13 protein-coding genes are annotated in these 13968 nt (G+C 46.3%); 9 read left to right on the forward strand and 4 right to left on the reverse strand.

From position 1 onward, the window contains the following. Positions 1 to 45 precede the first annotated feature (45 nt). Positions 46 to 351 (forward strand): metalloregulator ArsR/SmtB family transcription factor, encoded by a 306-nt coding sequence (locus tag KIV41_RS02150; RefSeq protein WP_005447923.1) that lies wholly within the window; start codon positions 46 to 48, stop codon positions 349 to 351. Positions 352 to 482: 131 nt separating this feature from the next. Here the strand turns inward: KIV41_RS02150 and rpsT are convergent, their stop codons facing one another. Continuing rightward, a complete protein-coding gene (gene rpsT, locus KIV41_RS02155) occupies positions 483 to 743 on the reverse strand; it encodes a 30S ribosomal protein S20 (protein WP_005440571.1) in 261 nt (86 codons plus the stop codon). Positions 744 to 1037: 294 nt separating this feature from the next. Here rpsT and murJ point away from each other — a divergent pair, with 294 nt between their 5' ends. The 6 genes from murJ to ispH all read left to right on the forward strand — a co-directional run bounded on the left by murJ (position 1038) and on the right by ispH (position 8726). After that, positions 1038 to 2600, forward strand: coding sequence for a murein biosynthesis integral membrane protein MurJ (gene murJ, locus KIV41_RS02160; RefSeq protein WP_010446005.1), 1563 nt, complete (start codon positions 1038 to 1040; stop codon positions 2598 to 2600). A gap of 69 nt (positions 2601 to 2669) precedes the next feature. Then, positions 2670 to 3605: a bifunctional riboflavin kinase/FAD synthetase gene (ribF, locus tag KIV41_RS02165; protein ID WP_010446007.1), complete on the forward strand. Its 936-nt coding sequence runs from the start codon at positions 2670 to 2672 to the stop codon at positions 3603 to 3605. Positions 3606 to 3669: 64 nt separating this feature from the next. Beyond that, the gene (gene ileS / locus KIV41_RS02170) at positions 3670 to 6498 is read left to right on the forward strand and encodes an isoleucine--tRNA ligase (RefSeq protein ID WP_010446009.1); all 2829 of its coding nucleotides are present in this window, start codon (positions 3670 to 3672) and stop codon (positions 6496 to 6498) included. 73 nt (positions 6499 to 6571) lie between these two features. After that, positions 6572 to 7078 carry a signal peptidase II gene (gene lspA, locus KIV41_RS02175; RefSeq protein WP_005440576.1) on the forward strand — a complete coding sequence of 169 codons (507 nt, stop codon included), beginning with the start codon at positions 6572 to 6574 and terminating at the stop codon, positions 7076 to 7078. A gap of 226 nt (positions 7079 to 7304) precedes the next feature. Next, on the forward strand, positions 7305 to 7736 hold the full coding sequence (gene fkpB, locus KIV41_RS02180; protein WP_005447933.1) for an FKBP-type peptidyl-prolyl cis-trans isomerase: 432 nt from the start codon (positions 7305 to 7307) through the stop codon (positions 7734 to 7736). Between the two features lie 24 nt (positions 7737 to 7760). Next, positions 7761 to 8726, forward strand: coding sequence for a 4-hydroxy-3-methylbut-2-enyl diphosphate reductase (gene ispH / locus KIV41_RS02185; RefSeq protein WP_182027306.1), 966 nt, complete (start codon positions 7761 to 7763; stop codon positions 8724 to 8726). Positions 8727 to 8808: 82 nt separating this feature from the next. Here ispH and btsR read toward each other — a convergent pair whose 3' ends face one another. The 3 genes from btsR to KIV41_RS02200 form a co-directional block, all read right to left on the reverse strand. Then, positions 8809 to 9537, reverse strand: coding sequence for a two-component system response regulator BtsR (gene btsR, locus KIV41_RS02190; RefSeq protein WP_038884907.1), 729 nt, complete (start codon positions 9535 to 9537; stop codon positions 8809 to 8811). A gap of 31 nt (positions 9538 to 9568) precedes the next feature. Then, positions 9569 to 11239, reverse strand: coding sequence for a sensor histidine kinase (locus tag KIV41_RS02195; protein WP_285335588.1), 1671 nt, complete (start codon positions 11237 to 11239; stop codon positions 9569 to 9571). A 139-nt stretch (positions 11240 to 11378) separates the two neighbouring features. Continuing rightward, on the reverse strand, positions 11379 to 12863 hold the full coding sequence (locus KIV41_RS02200) for a carbon starvation protein A (RefSeq protein ID WP_010446027.1): 1485 nt from the start codon (positions 12861 to 12863) through the stop codon (positions 11379 to 11381). 316 nt (positions 12864 to 13179) lie between these two features. Between KIV41_RS02200 and KIV41_RS02205 the strand changes: the two genes are divergently transcribed. Both KIV41_RS02205 and KIV41_RS02210 read left to right on the forward strand, forming a co-directional pair. Continuing rightward, positions 13180 to 13521 (forward strand): DUF2799 domain-containing protein, encoded by a 342-nt coding sequence (locus tag KIV41_RS02205; protein ID WP_010446028.1) that lies wholly within the window; start codon positions 13180 to 13182, stop codon positions 13519 to 13521. A 110-nt stretch (positions 13522 to 13631) separates the two neighbouring features. Next, positions 13632 to 13961: a hypothetical protein gene (locus tag KIV41_RS02210; protein ID WP_285335589.1), complete on the forward strand. Its 330-nt coding sequence runs from the start codon at positions 13632 to 13634 to the stop codon at positions 13959 to 13961. Positions 13962 to 13968: the final 7 nt, after the last annotated feature.

Below are 13968 nucleotides of genomic sequence, written 5' to 3' on the forward strand. Positions count from 1 at the left end.
ACTGGCCAAAGTTGGAAAAGTAAGTTGTAGCTAGAGGTCCAACACATGAATCTACAAGAAATGGAGAAAAACTCCGCTAAAGCCGTCGTGTTGCTCAAGGCGATGGCAAATGAGCGACGACTACAAATTCTTTGCATGTTACACAATCAAGAGCTATCGGTTGGGGAACTGTGTGCGAAATTAGAGTTAAGTCAGTCTGCTCTGTCTCAGCATTTAGCTTGGCTTCGTCGTGATGAATTAGTTGCGACAAGAAAAGAAGCGCAAACGGTATACTACACATTGAAGAGCGATGAAGTAAAAGCGCTAATTCAAACACTTCATGGCCTTTATTGTGCAGAAGCAACTGCGTAATGACAGGTCACGAATCAGAAAAGCTGGCACTGCCAGCTTTTTTATTATCTTGAATTCGAGCTTTGCTGAAATTTAGATATAAAAAAACCGGCGTTAGCCGGTTTTTTCTTCACTGTATAATCAAGTTTCTATTAAAGAGCTTTGATTTGTGCAGCGAAACGAGACTTATGACGTGCTGCTTTGTTCTTATGAACAAGGCCTTTAGTCGCCATGCGGTCTAGGATAGGTGTAACTGCAGCGAATGCAGCAGTTGCAGCTTCTTTGTCGCCTGCTTCGATAGCAGCAACAGTTTTCTTCATGTAAGTACGCATCATTGAGCGACGGCTAGCATTGTGCTGACGACGTTTCTCAGCTTGGATAGCGCGCTTCTTAGCAGATTTACTATTTGCCAAGGGTCTAACTCCCAAAAACTTATTTCTATGACAATTTAAGGGCGAGGACTATCCCTCATTTGCGCCTAAATGTCAAATGATTTGTGCAAAAACCAATCGAAACCAAAACAAATTTTGGTAACAAAGGTCATCGCGGTTAAGATGGCGGGGATTCTAACAGTATTTTTAGACCATTGCTAATAATTATCCGCTTAGATCTAACAATAACTGGATATATTTTTTACGCCCATTTGGAGCTTTCAAAGGCTTAAAGGAATAGGGTTGGCTATCTTTTGGTGATATTCCGAGGTTACAGTGAGTAAACGACTGCTCAAGTCAGGCATGATCGTCAGTGCCATGACATTAATTTCGCGCGTTCTAGGTTTAGTTCGTGACGTAGTGGTAGCAAACCTGATGGGGGCCGGTGCAAGCGCTGACGTCTTCTTTTTTGCCAACAAAATTCCTAACTTTTTACGCCGCCTATTTGCTGAAGGCGCTTTTTCTCAAGCTTTTGTTCCGGTGTTGACGGAGAGCCACGCACAAGGGGACATGGATAAAACGCGAGAATTGATTGCTCGCGCTGCTGGTACGCTTGGTGTGATTGTCTCGATCGTCACTATTATAGGTGTACTGGGCTCTGGAGTGGTTACCGCTCTATTCGGTTTTGGCTGGTTCTTGGACTGGATGCATGGTGGTCCGTCAGCTGAGAAGTTTGAACTTGCCAGCGTAATGCTCAAGATTACCTTTCCTTATTTATGGTTCATCACTTTTGTTGCCTTATCGGGAGCCATTCTCAATACACTAGGTAAGTTTGCGGTTTCTTCTTTTACTCCCGTCTTCCTCAATGTAATGATCATTTTGGCGGCGTGGTTTATTTCTCCGCAGATGTCACAACCAGAGATTGGTCTTGCCATTGGTGTTTTTCTGGGTGGTTTGGTTCAGTTCTTATTTCAAATTCCTTTCCTTATTAAAGCGGGAGTTATGGTCAAGCCCAAATGGGGCTGGCGTGATCCGGGTGTAGTGAAAATCCGCACACTGATGATTCCAGCTTTATTTGGTGTGTCAGTAAGCCAAATCAACTTATTGTTTGATACCTTTATTGCTAGTTTCCTACAAACGGGTTCAATCAGTTGGCTTTACTACTCAGATCGCTTATTGGAATTCCCATTAGGTCTGTTTGGTATTGCTATTGCGACCGTAATTCTACCTGCGTTATCACGTAAGCACGTAGATGCTCACAGTGAAGGCTTTGCACACACGATGGACTGGGGTATTCGTATGGTGACCTTATTAGGTATTCCTGCAATGCTTGGTCTGATGGTGTTGGCAAAACCAATGCTGATGGTTTTGTTCATGCGTGGAGAATTCTCACCACAAGACGTACACCAAGCTTCTCTCTCTTTATTAGCGTATGCATCGGGCTTACTTAACTTTATGTTGATTAAAGTGCTTGCGCCGGGATATTACTCGCGCCAAGACACTAAAACACCGGTGAAATACGGCATCATTGCAATGCTGACCAACATGGTCTTCAACGCGATCTTCGCATACTTCTACGGTTACGTCGGTCTCGCGATAGCGACGGCCTTGTCTGCCTTTGTGAACATGGCGCTGCTCTACCGCGGTTTACATATTGCGGGTGTGTACCAAGTAACCAAACGAACGGTCTTCTTTATTATACGTTTGATGGTTGCGGGGGCTGCCATGGTTGCAGCAATTTTGTGGCAGTTAGAAGACATGTCGGTATGGCTAAATTGGAGCTTTGCTCACCGTAGTGGCGTGCTGGGAATGTTGATAGCACTGGGTGCCAGCGTTTACCTTGCCGTAGTGTTTTTACTCGGCGTACGTTTAAAAGACCTAAAAGCTGGGACAGAATAAGGTGGATTGGTATATAATCCGTCAGTTTCACACAGTGCAAAGTAAAACAGAGGCAGAAAGCAGTATCCAATGGAACTGATTAGAGGTATTCACAATATCAAGTCGCGCCATCACGGTTGCGTACTGACTATTGGCAATTTCGATGGCGTACACAGAGGCCATCAACAAGTATTGCAGCAAGTGTCAGAACAAGCGGAGAAACTTTCGTTATCTTCAGTTGTGATGACCTTTGAACCTCAGCCGATGGAGTTGTTTGCCCGAGATAAGGCACCGGCAAGGTTAACAAGACTGCGAGATAAGTTTGTTCAGTTGAGTAAGCTCAGTATTGATCGCTTGCTGTGTGTTAACTTCAATCGCCATTTTGCCGACCTAACTGCGGAAGAGTTTATCCGTGACTTGTTGGTGGAGCGATTGGGTGTTAAGTTTCTGGTCATTGGTGATGATTTTTGCTTCGGCAAAGGTCGGACTGGCAACTTCGCAATGTTACAAGAAGCTGGGAAAAAGTATGGCTTTGAGGTCGTGAGTACCCAGAGCTTTTGCCTACAGCAATTACGAGTGAGTAGCACCGCTATCCGCAAAGCACTGGCTCGTGATGATTTGCATTCCGCACATGAGATGCTGGGAAGAAACTACAGCATCAGCGGTCGTGTTTCACACGGAAGAAAGCTAGGTCGAACCATCGGGTTCCCTACCGCAAATATTCCGTTGAAACGCTGTGTATCTCCGGTTTCCGGAGTTTATGTTGTTCAAGCGCTTGGCTTAGGGGATAAGCCAGTTGGTGGTGTCGCTAACATTGGTCAAAGGCCAACAGTGAATGGTGTTCGCCAACAGTTAGAAGTACACTTATTCGACTTTCACGCTAATTTATATGGCAGACAGCTAGAAGTGGAACTTTTGCACAAACTTCGAGATGAGCAAAAGTTTGAGTCGTTTGAAGCACTTAAACAACAAATTGAATTGGATGCTGAAGCAGCAAGGGTGTGGCTGCGTCAGCTTAAGCGTTGAGCGGTTTATTCCACCGTCCAACATAATGTCTAATTTTCGCCCAATATAACGGAATTAAGAATCGATGAGTGAGTATAAAGATACCCTGAATTTACCTGAAACAGGGTTTCCAATGCGCGGCAACCTGGCCAATCGTGAGCCAGAAATGCTTGAGCGTTGGTACAAAGAAGATCTTTACGGTGAAATCCGTAAAGCTAAGAAAGGCAAAAAGTCATTCGTATTGCACGATGGCCCTCCTTATGCGAACGGTGACATTCACATTGGTCACGCACTAAACAAGATTCTTAAAGACATTATTATTAAATCCAAAACACTTTCAGGTTTTGACGCACCATACATTCCAGGCTGGGACTGTCACGGTCTGCCAATCGAACTGATGGTAGAAAAGAAAGTAGGCAAACCAGGCCAAAAAGTGACGGCAGCTGAATTCCGCGAGAAATGTCGCGAGTACGCTGCAGGTCAGGTTGAAGGTCAGAAAGAGAGCTTCAAGCGTCTTGGTATCATGGGTGAATGGGACAAGCCATACCGCACTATGGATTTCGCTACTGAAGCGAACATCATCCGTGCACTTGGTAAGATCGCAAGCAAAGGTCACCTACTGAAAGGTTTTAAACCAGTTCACTGGTGTACAGACTGTGGCTCAGCTCTTGCTGAAGCAGAAGTTGAGTACAAAGATAAAGTATCGCCATCTATCGATGTTCGCTTTAAAGCGGCAGACGAAGCGGCACTGCTATCTAAGTTTGAACTGACTGAAGGTCATGAAGGTCAAGGTGACGTATCTATCGTTATCTGGACAACAACGCCATGGACACTGCCAGCAAACCGCGCAGTATGTCTACGTGATGATCTAGAGTACGTACTTATCCAAACAGAAGGTGACAACGCTGAGCGTATCATCGTGGCTTCTGAACTGGCGAAAGACGTAATGGATCGTGCGGGTATCGAGCACTTCCACAACCTAGGCTTCGCGAAAGGTTCGGATCTAGAGCTTTCTCAGTTCCAACATCCATTCTACGATTTCACAGTACCGGCGATCCTTGGTGATCACGTTACGACTGATTCAGGTACTGGTGTTGTTCACACTGCACCTGGTCATGGTCAAGAAGACTTCGCGGTTGGTAACAAGTACAACCTAGAAGTGGCTAACCCAGTTGGCTCAAACGGTGTTTACCTACCGGATACTGAGCTATTCGCAGGTCAGCACGTATTTAAAGCGAATGATGCAGTAGTAGAAGTACTGAAAGAAAAAGGTGCACTACTACACCACCACGCATACGAGCACAGCTACCCACACTGTTGGCGTCATAAGACTCCAATCATCTTCCGCGCAACACCACAATGGTTCGTATCAATGGACCAAGCAGGCCTACGTGCTAAAGCACTAGAGTCAATCAAGAGTGTTGAGTGGATGCCTGAGTGGGGTCAAAGCCGTATCGAAGGTATGATCGAAGGTCGCCCTGAGTGGTGTATCTCTCGTCAACGTACTTGGGGTGTGCCAATTGCTCTGTTCGTTCACAAAGAAACAGCAGAACTTCATCCAAACACATTAGAGCTTATCGAGAAGGTAGCTCAGTTGGTTGAAGAGAAAGGCATTCAAGCATGGTGGGATGTTGATTCAGCAGAACTACTAGGCGACGAAGCAGACCAGTACGAAAAAGTACTAGATACGCTAGACGTATGGTTCGATTCAGGTGTTACTCACTTCTCAGTAGTTGATGCTCGTGAAGAGTACAACGGTAACAGCGCAGACCTATACCTAGAAGGTTCTGACCAACACCGTGGTTGGTTCCAGTCTTCTCTAATTTCATCTATCGCGATGAAAGACGAAGCACCTTACAAACAAGTACTGACACACGGTTTCGTGGTTGATGGTCACGGTCGTAAGATGTCGAAATCTATCGGTAACGTGGTTGCACCAAAAGACGTAACCAACAAGCTAGGTGCTGACATTCTTCGTCTATGGGTTGCTTCTACTGACTACACTGGTGAAGTTGCGGTTTCTGATGAAATCCTAAAGCGCAGCGCAGATGCGTACCGTCGTATCCGTAACACAGCGCGTTTCTTCCTTGCTAACTTAAGCGGCTTCAACCCAGCAACGGACATCGTTCCTGCAGAGGAAATGGTGGCACTAGACCGTTGGGCAGTTGGTCGTGCACTAGCAGCACAAGAAGAGATCATCAAAGCGTACGATGAGTACAACATCCACGCAGTAACTCAGCGTCTAATGCAGTTCTGTTCTATCGAGATGGGCTCATTCTACCTAGACGTAATTAAAGACCGTCAGTACACAGCGAAGCAGGGCGGTCACGCTCAACGTAGCTGTCAGACTGCGCTTTACTACATCGTAGAAGCGTTAGTTCGTTGGATGGCACCAATCATGTCGTTCACTGCAGATGAAATCTGGAATGAAATGCCAGGTGAGCGCGACAAGTTCGTATTCACTGGTGAGTGGTTCGATGGACTGTTTGGTCTTGCTGAAGGCGAAGAGCTAAACAACGAGTTCTGGACTGAAATCCAAGCGGCTCGTGGTGCGGTAAACAAACTTCTAGAAGATGCGCGTAAAGAGAAAACTATTGGCGGTGCGCTTCAAGCTGAAGTGACTCTATTTGCTGATGATGCTCTAGCAGCGAAAATCAACAAACTAGAAGATGAACTACGCTTTGTTCTATTGACTTCAGCAGCGACAGTGAAGCCTCTAAGTGAGAAGACTGATGCAGCGCAAGCGACGGATATCGAAGGTTTGTTCGTTGAAGTAGCAGCAGCACAAGGCGAGAAGTGTGATCGTTGTTGGCACCACACGCCAGACGTAGGCACAATCGAAGGTCACGAGAAGATCTGTGGCCGTTGTGTGTCTAACGTTGACGGCGAAGGTGAAGTACGTAAATTCGCGTAATTGTCTCCAACGACTGAACTTTTTTTAAAATTAACAGCCCCAGTATTTACTGGGGCTGTTTGTAGGTAAAGTAATGAGTGAAAAAGCACTGACATTAAAGCAATCTGGAGTTCGCTGGTTGTGGTTAGCGATTCTGGTATTTATTGCAGATATTGGCATCAAATTGGTGGTGATGGATAACATGGGCTACGGATGGGCAAACCGAATTGAGGTGCTGCCATTCTTTAACCTACTGTACGTTCATAACTACGGTGCGGCATTCAGCTTCTTGAGTGATCAGGCTGGTTGGCAGCGCTGGTTGTTTACGGGTATTGCATTCGTTGTAACAGGTCTTTTGACCTACTGGATGAGCAAGCTCCCTGCGAAAGAAAAGTGGAACAATATCGCCTATGCATTGATTATCGGTGGTGCAGTGGGTAACGTGTTTGACCGCGTAGTTCATGGTTTTGTTGTTGATTACCTAGACTTCTTCTGGGGAAATTACCACTGGCCAGCATTTAACCTTGCAGATACGACTATCTGTATTGGTGCAGCAATGATCATTCTTGATGGCTTCCGCAAAAAGGACGCTGACAAGTAATCTTTTGCGATATATCGAATAACCCTAAGCGTCGTCGGTTGATTCTGGCGACGCTTTTTAGTATACCCGTCATATTTGAAGCTGCAGCGTTGTTGACTGCGATAATTCCCCCTAATCACATAGCGCACTATGCTCATAGGGAGCTTTATCTTGTCGTCTAGCCGCAACTCCAACTATTTAGGGTATACACCAAGAAAAACAATAATGACCTCAAGGAAGCAGTAACGTGACAACAATAAATCAAGATTCAGCAGTAACGCTGCACTTCACCATCAAAATGCAAGATGGCTCTGTAGCAGACAGCACACACAACATGGGTAAGCCTGCTAAATTCGTGATGGGCGATGGCAGCTTGAGTGAGAACTTTGAGCAATGCCTACTAGGCTTACAAGTTGGTGAACAAAAGGCCATCGAACTAAAAGCTGCTGATGCTTTTGGTATGCCGAATCCAGACCATATCCACCATATGGATCGCACTAAGTTTGTTGGCGAAGCGGAAGTTGAAGTCGGCACAATCATGGCGTTCAGCGGTCCAGATGGTATGGAAATCCCAGGCATCATTACTGAGATTGCTGGTGACTCAGTAACAGTGGACTTCAACCATCCACTTGCGGGGCAAGACGTGACTTTCGAAGTCGAAATTTTGTCAGTAGAATAGCGACCCAAATAAAAGATAACTTCCATGAGCAATGAAATGAAAATCCTGTTAGCTAACCCACGTGGTTTCTGTGCTGGTGTTGACCGTGCGATTAGCATCGTAGAGCGTGCGCTAGAGATGTATCAGCCACCAATCTATGTTCGACATGAAGTGGTACACAACCGCTTTGTGGTTGAAGGTCTAAAGCAGCGTGGTGCTATCTTCGTTGAAGAATTGCACGAAGTGCCGGACGATAATATTGTGATTTTCTCTGCTCATGGTGTGTCACAAGCGGTTCGTCAGGAAGCGAAATCTCGCGACCTAACCGTATTCGACGCGACTTGCCCGTTGGTAACCAAAGTACATATGGAAGTAGCGCGCGCGAGCCGTCGAAATATGGAAGTGGTGCTGATTGGTCACGCTGGTCACCCAGAAGTGGAAGGCACAATGGGTCAGTACGCTAGCGAGACGGGCGGCATGTACCTTGTGGAAACGCCAGCCGATGTCGAGAAGCTAAAAGCGATCGTAAAAGATCCATCTGATCTGCACTACGTAAGCCAAACCACATTGTCTGTTGATGAAACCGCAGATGTGATTGAAGAGCTACGTCGCGTATTCCCAGAGATTCAAGGGCCGCGTAAAGACGATATCTGCTATGCAACACAAAACCGCCAAGACGCAGTGCGTGAGCTTGCAAACGATGTAGATGTGATGGTGGTTGTGGGTTCCAAGAATTCATCTAACTCAACGCGTCTAAAAGAGCTAGCAGAGAAACTCGGCACGCCTGGCTACCTGACTGACTGTCCAGAAGACATTAAGCCTGAATGGTTTGAAGGTAAAGGCAAGGTTGGTGTGACTGCTGGTGCATCTGCGCCTGAAGAGCTGGTTAATCAAATCCTAGATCGCATCAAAGAGTTGGTTGGGGCACAGGCAGTGGATGAAGTGCTTGGTCGTGAAGAGAACATGTTCTTCGAAGTACCAAAAGAGCTGCAAATCAAGCAAGTCGATTAAGACAATTCGAATGCTAAAAAGGCGACCACAAGGTCGCCTTTTTTAATTGGATATTTTTACACAACTCCGTCAGAGTCAGCCCCTAGTGGCTGATACCTAGCAGCTCTTTGAGCACTTTTAGGTAACGACGGCTCACTGGGATCTCAAAGCCGGTTTTGGTGATGATTTCCGCCAGTCCATTTTCGAGTAGCTTAATCTCACTGATGGCTTTAATGCTGACCAGATACTGTCGATGGCAACGCACCAATGGGGTTTTCTCTTCCAAGATTTTTAGCGTGAGCTGTGTGCTGGCGGTTTGGCTGGTGGAGCGTACATGCACTCCGCTGATGTCGCTGTAAGCGCACTCAACCGTTTCGGTTGCCATGATCACAATGCGGTTGTGTCCAATGCAAGGTATCTGGTCTAGGCTCTCGGGCGCGATGGCTGATAGTTGCTGAGTGAGCGCGGATTGACTCATTACTTTGTTCAGGCGCTTGACGGTTTTCGTCAAACGGCATGGGTCAACGGGCTTGAGCAAGTAGTCGAACGCGTTGTCTTCAAAAGCTTGGATAGCGTATTGATCGTAGGCGGTCACAAATACCACGTAAGGCATGGTCTCTGGGTCTAACATGCCCAACAGCTCTATGCCCGTCACCTGTGGCATTTGGATGTCGAGAAACACCACATCAGGTTTGAGCTCATTGATCTTCTTCAGCCCCATGATGGCGTTTGACGCGTCGCCAATCACCTCAATCTGGCCTGTTTCATCCAATAGCTCTGCTAGCTCTTCACGAGCGAACTGTTCATCATCAATGACGAGGGCGGTTAACATCCAAGACTACCTTTGTGCGTTTTCACTGTACTTATCGCGAGTGGGGAATGATAAAACTCATTTTAGTAAATTGGTGCTGCTGAGAGGTAATTTTTAGCGCTGAATCACGCCCAAATTGATTCGATAAGCGCTTATCGACAATTTCCATCCCCAAACCAGAATGATTCTCTTTTGGCGGCTTATAACTACCTGCGTTGTCCTCAACCGTTATCAGCGCACCTTGAGGGTGTGCTTGGCTATAAATCTTCACTTTTCCTCCCTCTAACATATTAGAAACACCATGCTTGATGGCATTTTCGACCAGCGGTTGAAGAGTAAAGCTCGGTAACTTGATATCCAGCAGTTCTGGTTCAATATCAATCTCAATTTCTAAGCGATCGGTAAAGCGCGCCTTTTCGATCGACAAGTAGGAATTCACGTGAGCCAACTCCTCCTTTAGCGTCACGGTGTTGATGTTCTGCTTTAAGTTACTGCGGAAGAAGTGCGATAGGTTTTGGATCAGTTCTCGCGCCTTATCTGGATCTCGACGAGTAATGGCGCTGATGGTGTTTAGCGCATTAAACAAGAAGTGTGGGTTCACCTGTGCGTGCAGCAGTTTGATTTCTGCCTGAGCCAGCAGGGTTTGTTGTTGCTGATAATCGCCATACAAGATTTGGCTGGAAAGAAGCTGAGCGATGCCTTCCGCCATCGACATGTTGGCTGTTGAAAACAGTTTGCGCTTTGGCTCGTAAAGCTTAATGGTGCCCACCACCTCTTTGCCTGCACGTAGAGGAATGATCAGTGCAGAACCCAGTTTACAGTCTTGTGCCAATGAACATTGGTAAGGGCGTTCACTGCCATCAAGGTAGATGATGTCGTTCTTCTCCATTGAATCGAGTGTACTTTGCGATGAAATTGGAGTATTTGGCCTATGGTGATCATCCCCGATACCAACGAAAGCCAGAATCTTTTTTTGGTCGGTAATGGCGACCGCGCCGACTTTGGTTTCTTCATAGATGATACGGGCAATCTTATCGGCGTTCTCACTATTAAATCCGTTGCTAAGAATGCCGACAGAGCGGTCGGCAATGCTCAATGCACGTCGAGAGAAGGTTGCTGAGTACTTTTCAAAAATGGTTTTACGATCTTGCAGGATGCTCATGAATAGTGCTGCACCGACTGAGTTGGCAATGATCATCGGAGCCGCAATGGCAGAAACCAGCTCATAGGCTTGGTCGAATGGCTTGGCCACGGCGAGTAAGACGATCATCTGCACAATCTCCGCTACAAAGGTCACGCTGAAGACTACACTGGGGTTAAACAGCATCGAGCCTTTTTTTCGCTTAATTAGGTAGACATGTAGCAGGCCGCCAATCAAGCCTTCTGCCGTGGTAGAGATTGCACAGGCTAAATCTGTAAAGCCCCCTAATGTATAGCGGTGAATGCCTCCGGTTAATCCCACTGCAAAACCCACAACAGGGCCGCCAAACAGGCCTCCCATCACTGCGCCAATAGCACGAGTGTTGGCAATGGCATCATTAATGTGCAAGCCGAAGTAGGTTCCTAGAATACAAAAGCCAGAGAAGAGTACGTAACAAATGAGCCGATGACTGAGGCGAGAAGAGATACTCAGCAGAGGCAAAATGATCGGCGTTTTACTCAGCATGTAAGCCAGCACTAAGTAGACACACATTTGTTGTAAAAGGGAGATGACCAGTTCCATAGCGAACCTAACCTAAAAATGATGTTTTTATTGTAAGTGAATTAAATCTTCGAAGAGAAACAAAAAGAGCCTGCAAAGGGCAGGCTCTTGTTTTTATCCAGACATTGATAATGAATCGGTTAGCAAGCGAAGGGATTCATTATGCGGTTTCTGAGGCTGTTTGTGGTTTCTCTTCATCAGCCAGTTCAGTCTCACCTTTGCCTTTAGAAATCTTGATAACGTAACCCGCCGCCGCTAGTGCGAATAGAACGCCAGCGATAGTCGAGATTTGCATCGGCAGACCAAAACCTAGTGTGCTGTTGTTTAGAATGAAAGTCACACATACGGTTGTCATGAACACTGCTGGTACTGTGGTAATCCAGTGCAGCTTGTTGTGGCGTAGTAGGTAAGCCGACGCCGTCCAAAGCATCATTACTGCTGTTGTTTGGTTTGCGAAGCCGAAGTAGCGCCAGATGATACCGAAGTCTACTTGAGTCAGGATGCCGCCGATAACGAACAGTGGTACAGCCATTAGCAGGCGGTTACGCAGTGTTTTCTGTTCCATGCCGAAGTATTCAGCAAGAATCAGGCGGCTAGAGCGGAACGCTGTATCACCCGATGTGATTGGTAGGATAACAACACCAAGGAAAGCAATCACACCACCGAATACACCTAGTAGACCAAATGACGCGCTGTATACCACATTGCCAGGACCGCCGTTCTTCACAGCTTCTGCTAGACCATCAAGTGTACCGAAGAAAGACAGAGCGATAGCACACCAGATTAGCGCGATAACACCTTCACCAATCATTGCGCCGTAGAATACGAAGCGTCCGTTCTTCTCGTTCTCCATACAACGCGCCATCAGTGGAGACTGAGTTGCGTGGAAGCCAGAGATTGCACCACATGCGATAGTGATAAATAGCGCTGGCCATAGAGGCATATCGTTCGGGTTCAAGTTAGTGAACATGTCGCTCACTTGGAAGTCGCCCATTACCGTGTGCTCGCTAGAGAACGCAACCGCTGTCATAAGACCAACAGACATGAAGATCAGGAGTGCGCCGAACAGTGGGTAGAAACGACCGATGATTTTGTCTACCGGAACAATTGTCGCGATGATGTAGTAAGCGAAAATCAACACAACCATGGTTGTCATGCTCACGCTTAGGCTGGTTTGGTCGTTGATTAGGTTAGTGATCATGCCTGCTGGCGCTGAGACGAATACCACACCAACAAGAAGCAATAGGACGATGGCAAAGATGTTCATAAAGTGTTTTGCGCCATTACCTAGATAGCGACCGGTAATCGTTGGTACTGATGCACCGCCGTTACGAACAGAAAGCATGCCTGAGAAGTAATCGTGTACCGCACCTGCGAAGATACAACCTACAACAATCCACAACATTGCCGCTGGGCCGTATAGGGCACCCATGATTGGACCGAAGATAGGACCAACGCCAGCAATGTTAAGTAGTTGAACAAGGTAAACACGTTTGGTTGACATTGGAACGTAGTCAACACCGTCGGTTTTCGTATGGGCAGGAGTTTGGCGATTCTCATTGATACCGAAAACTTTCTCAACGAAAGCGCCGTAGATGAAGTATCCGCCGATGAGGGCTGCGACACAGGTTAGAAACCACATCATAGCAATTGTCCTTGGTTTATTAGGTAGGGTAATTTTTTAAGCTCAGGATGTATCTTATTCGCCTCTTTTGTTAAGCGCATTCGCTCTATGGATGAGCGGTCGAATAGAGAAGCGAGTGGTCGATATAAGGATTAAGTGGTTTTATCGTTTGCTTAGTGGTCGGGGTATCCATTGAGTGGTGGAATTCGGTGTTCAATGGTCGTTATATATTGTGAGTGGTCATAGGAGAAACTCAGTGGTCAAATCGACACAGCAGCGGCAAAGCACAGGCTTTAGTGGTAAGCTTGTTTGGAAAACAACTAGTTAAGGAAGAATGATGAAAAAGGCAACGTTAGGCTTGGCGCTGGCTTTACTCGCTGGGTGCGCGGCAACCACGGAAGAATTGGCGCAATCTGGTGACTGGTATCAGATCGGTTATCAAGATGGTATTGCAGGGCATACTTCTCGCACAGTGAAAGAGCTTAATCAACTCGGTAATGCTCAGCAAGGTGACTATGACCAAGGTTATCTAGAAGGTGTGACGGAATACTGCAATCCGGATTTCGCTTACCAAATGGGCTTGTCTGGTCAGTATTATGAAGGTGTGTGTGAAGGTACGCCCCAAGCGCAGAAGTTCCGTATGGAATGGCAACGCGGTTGGAATGAATACAGCAACTAGTTCTGTTTCATAATCAAGACGGCAATCCTCCCTGTTAATCTTCTGACATTTGAATTTTATTGCTTTGGTTTACTGGTGGTATCAGATTCAATCAGAAGTGAAATAGAAATATGAAGAAGATCTTTTTGGTCGCAATGGCGCTCTTTCCCCTAACGGTTGGTGCAACCAATGTATTGAAAGAGTCGATAAAGATGAAGCGTAAGTACGATCATGACAAGCATCGTATTACCAACACCATCAATCACACTAAGCGTAATATCAAAGAGATCACCGATGGCACTTATGTGGAGAATCAGGTTAAGCGTGAAGTAAATCAAACCACGCGCAAGTACACCAACAAAGTGGATAACGTTAAGAACATAGCGAATCCCGAACACATCAAACGTAAAGCGAATGACAAGCTTAACCAAGAATTTGATGAATGGTTGTACGAAGACTAATTCTTGA

The organism is Vibrio sp. D401a (assembly GCF_030248515.1).
Taxonomy (GTDB): Bacteria; Pseudomonadota; Gammaproteobacteria; order Enterobacterales; family Vibrionaceae; genus Vibrio; species Vibrio rotiferianus.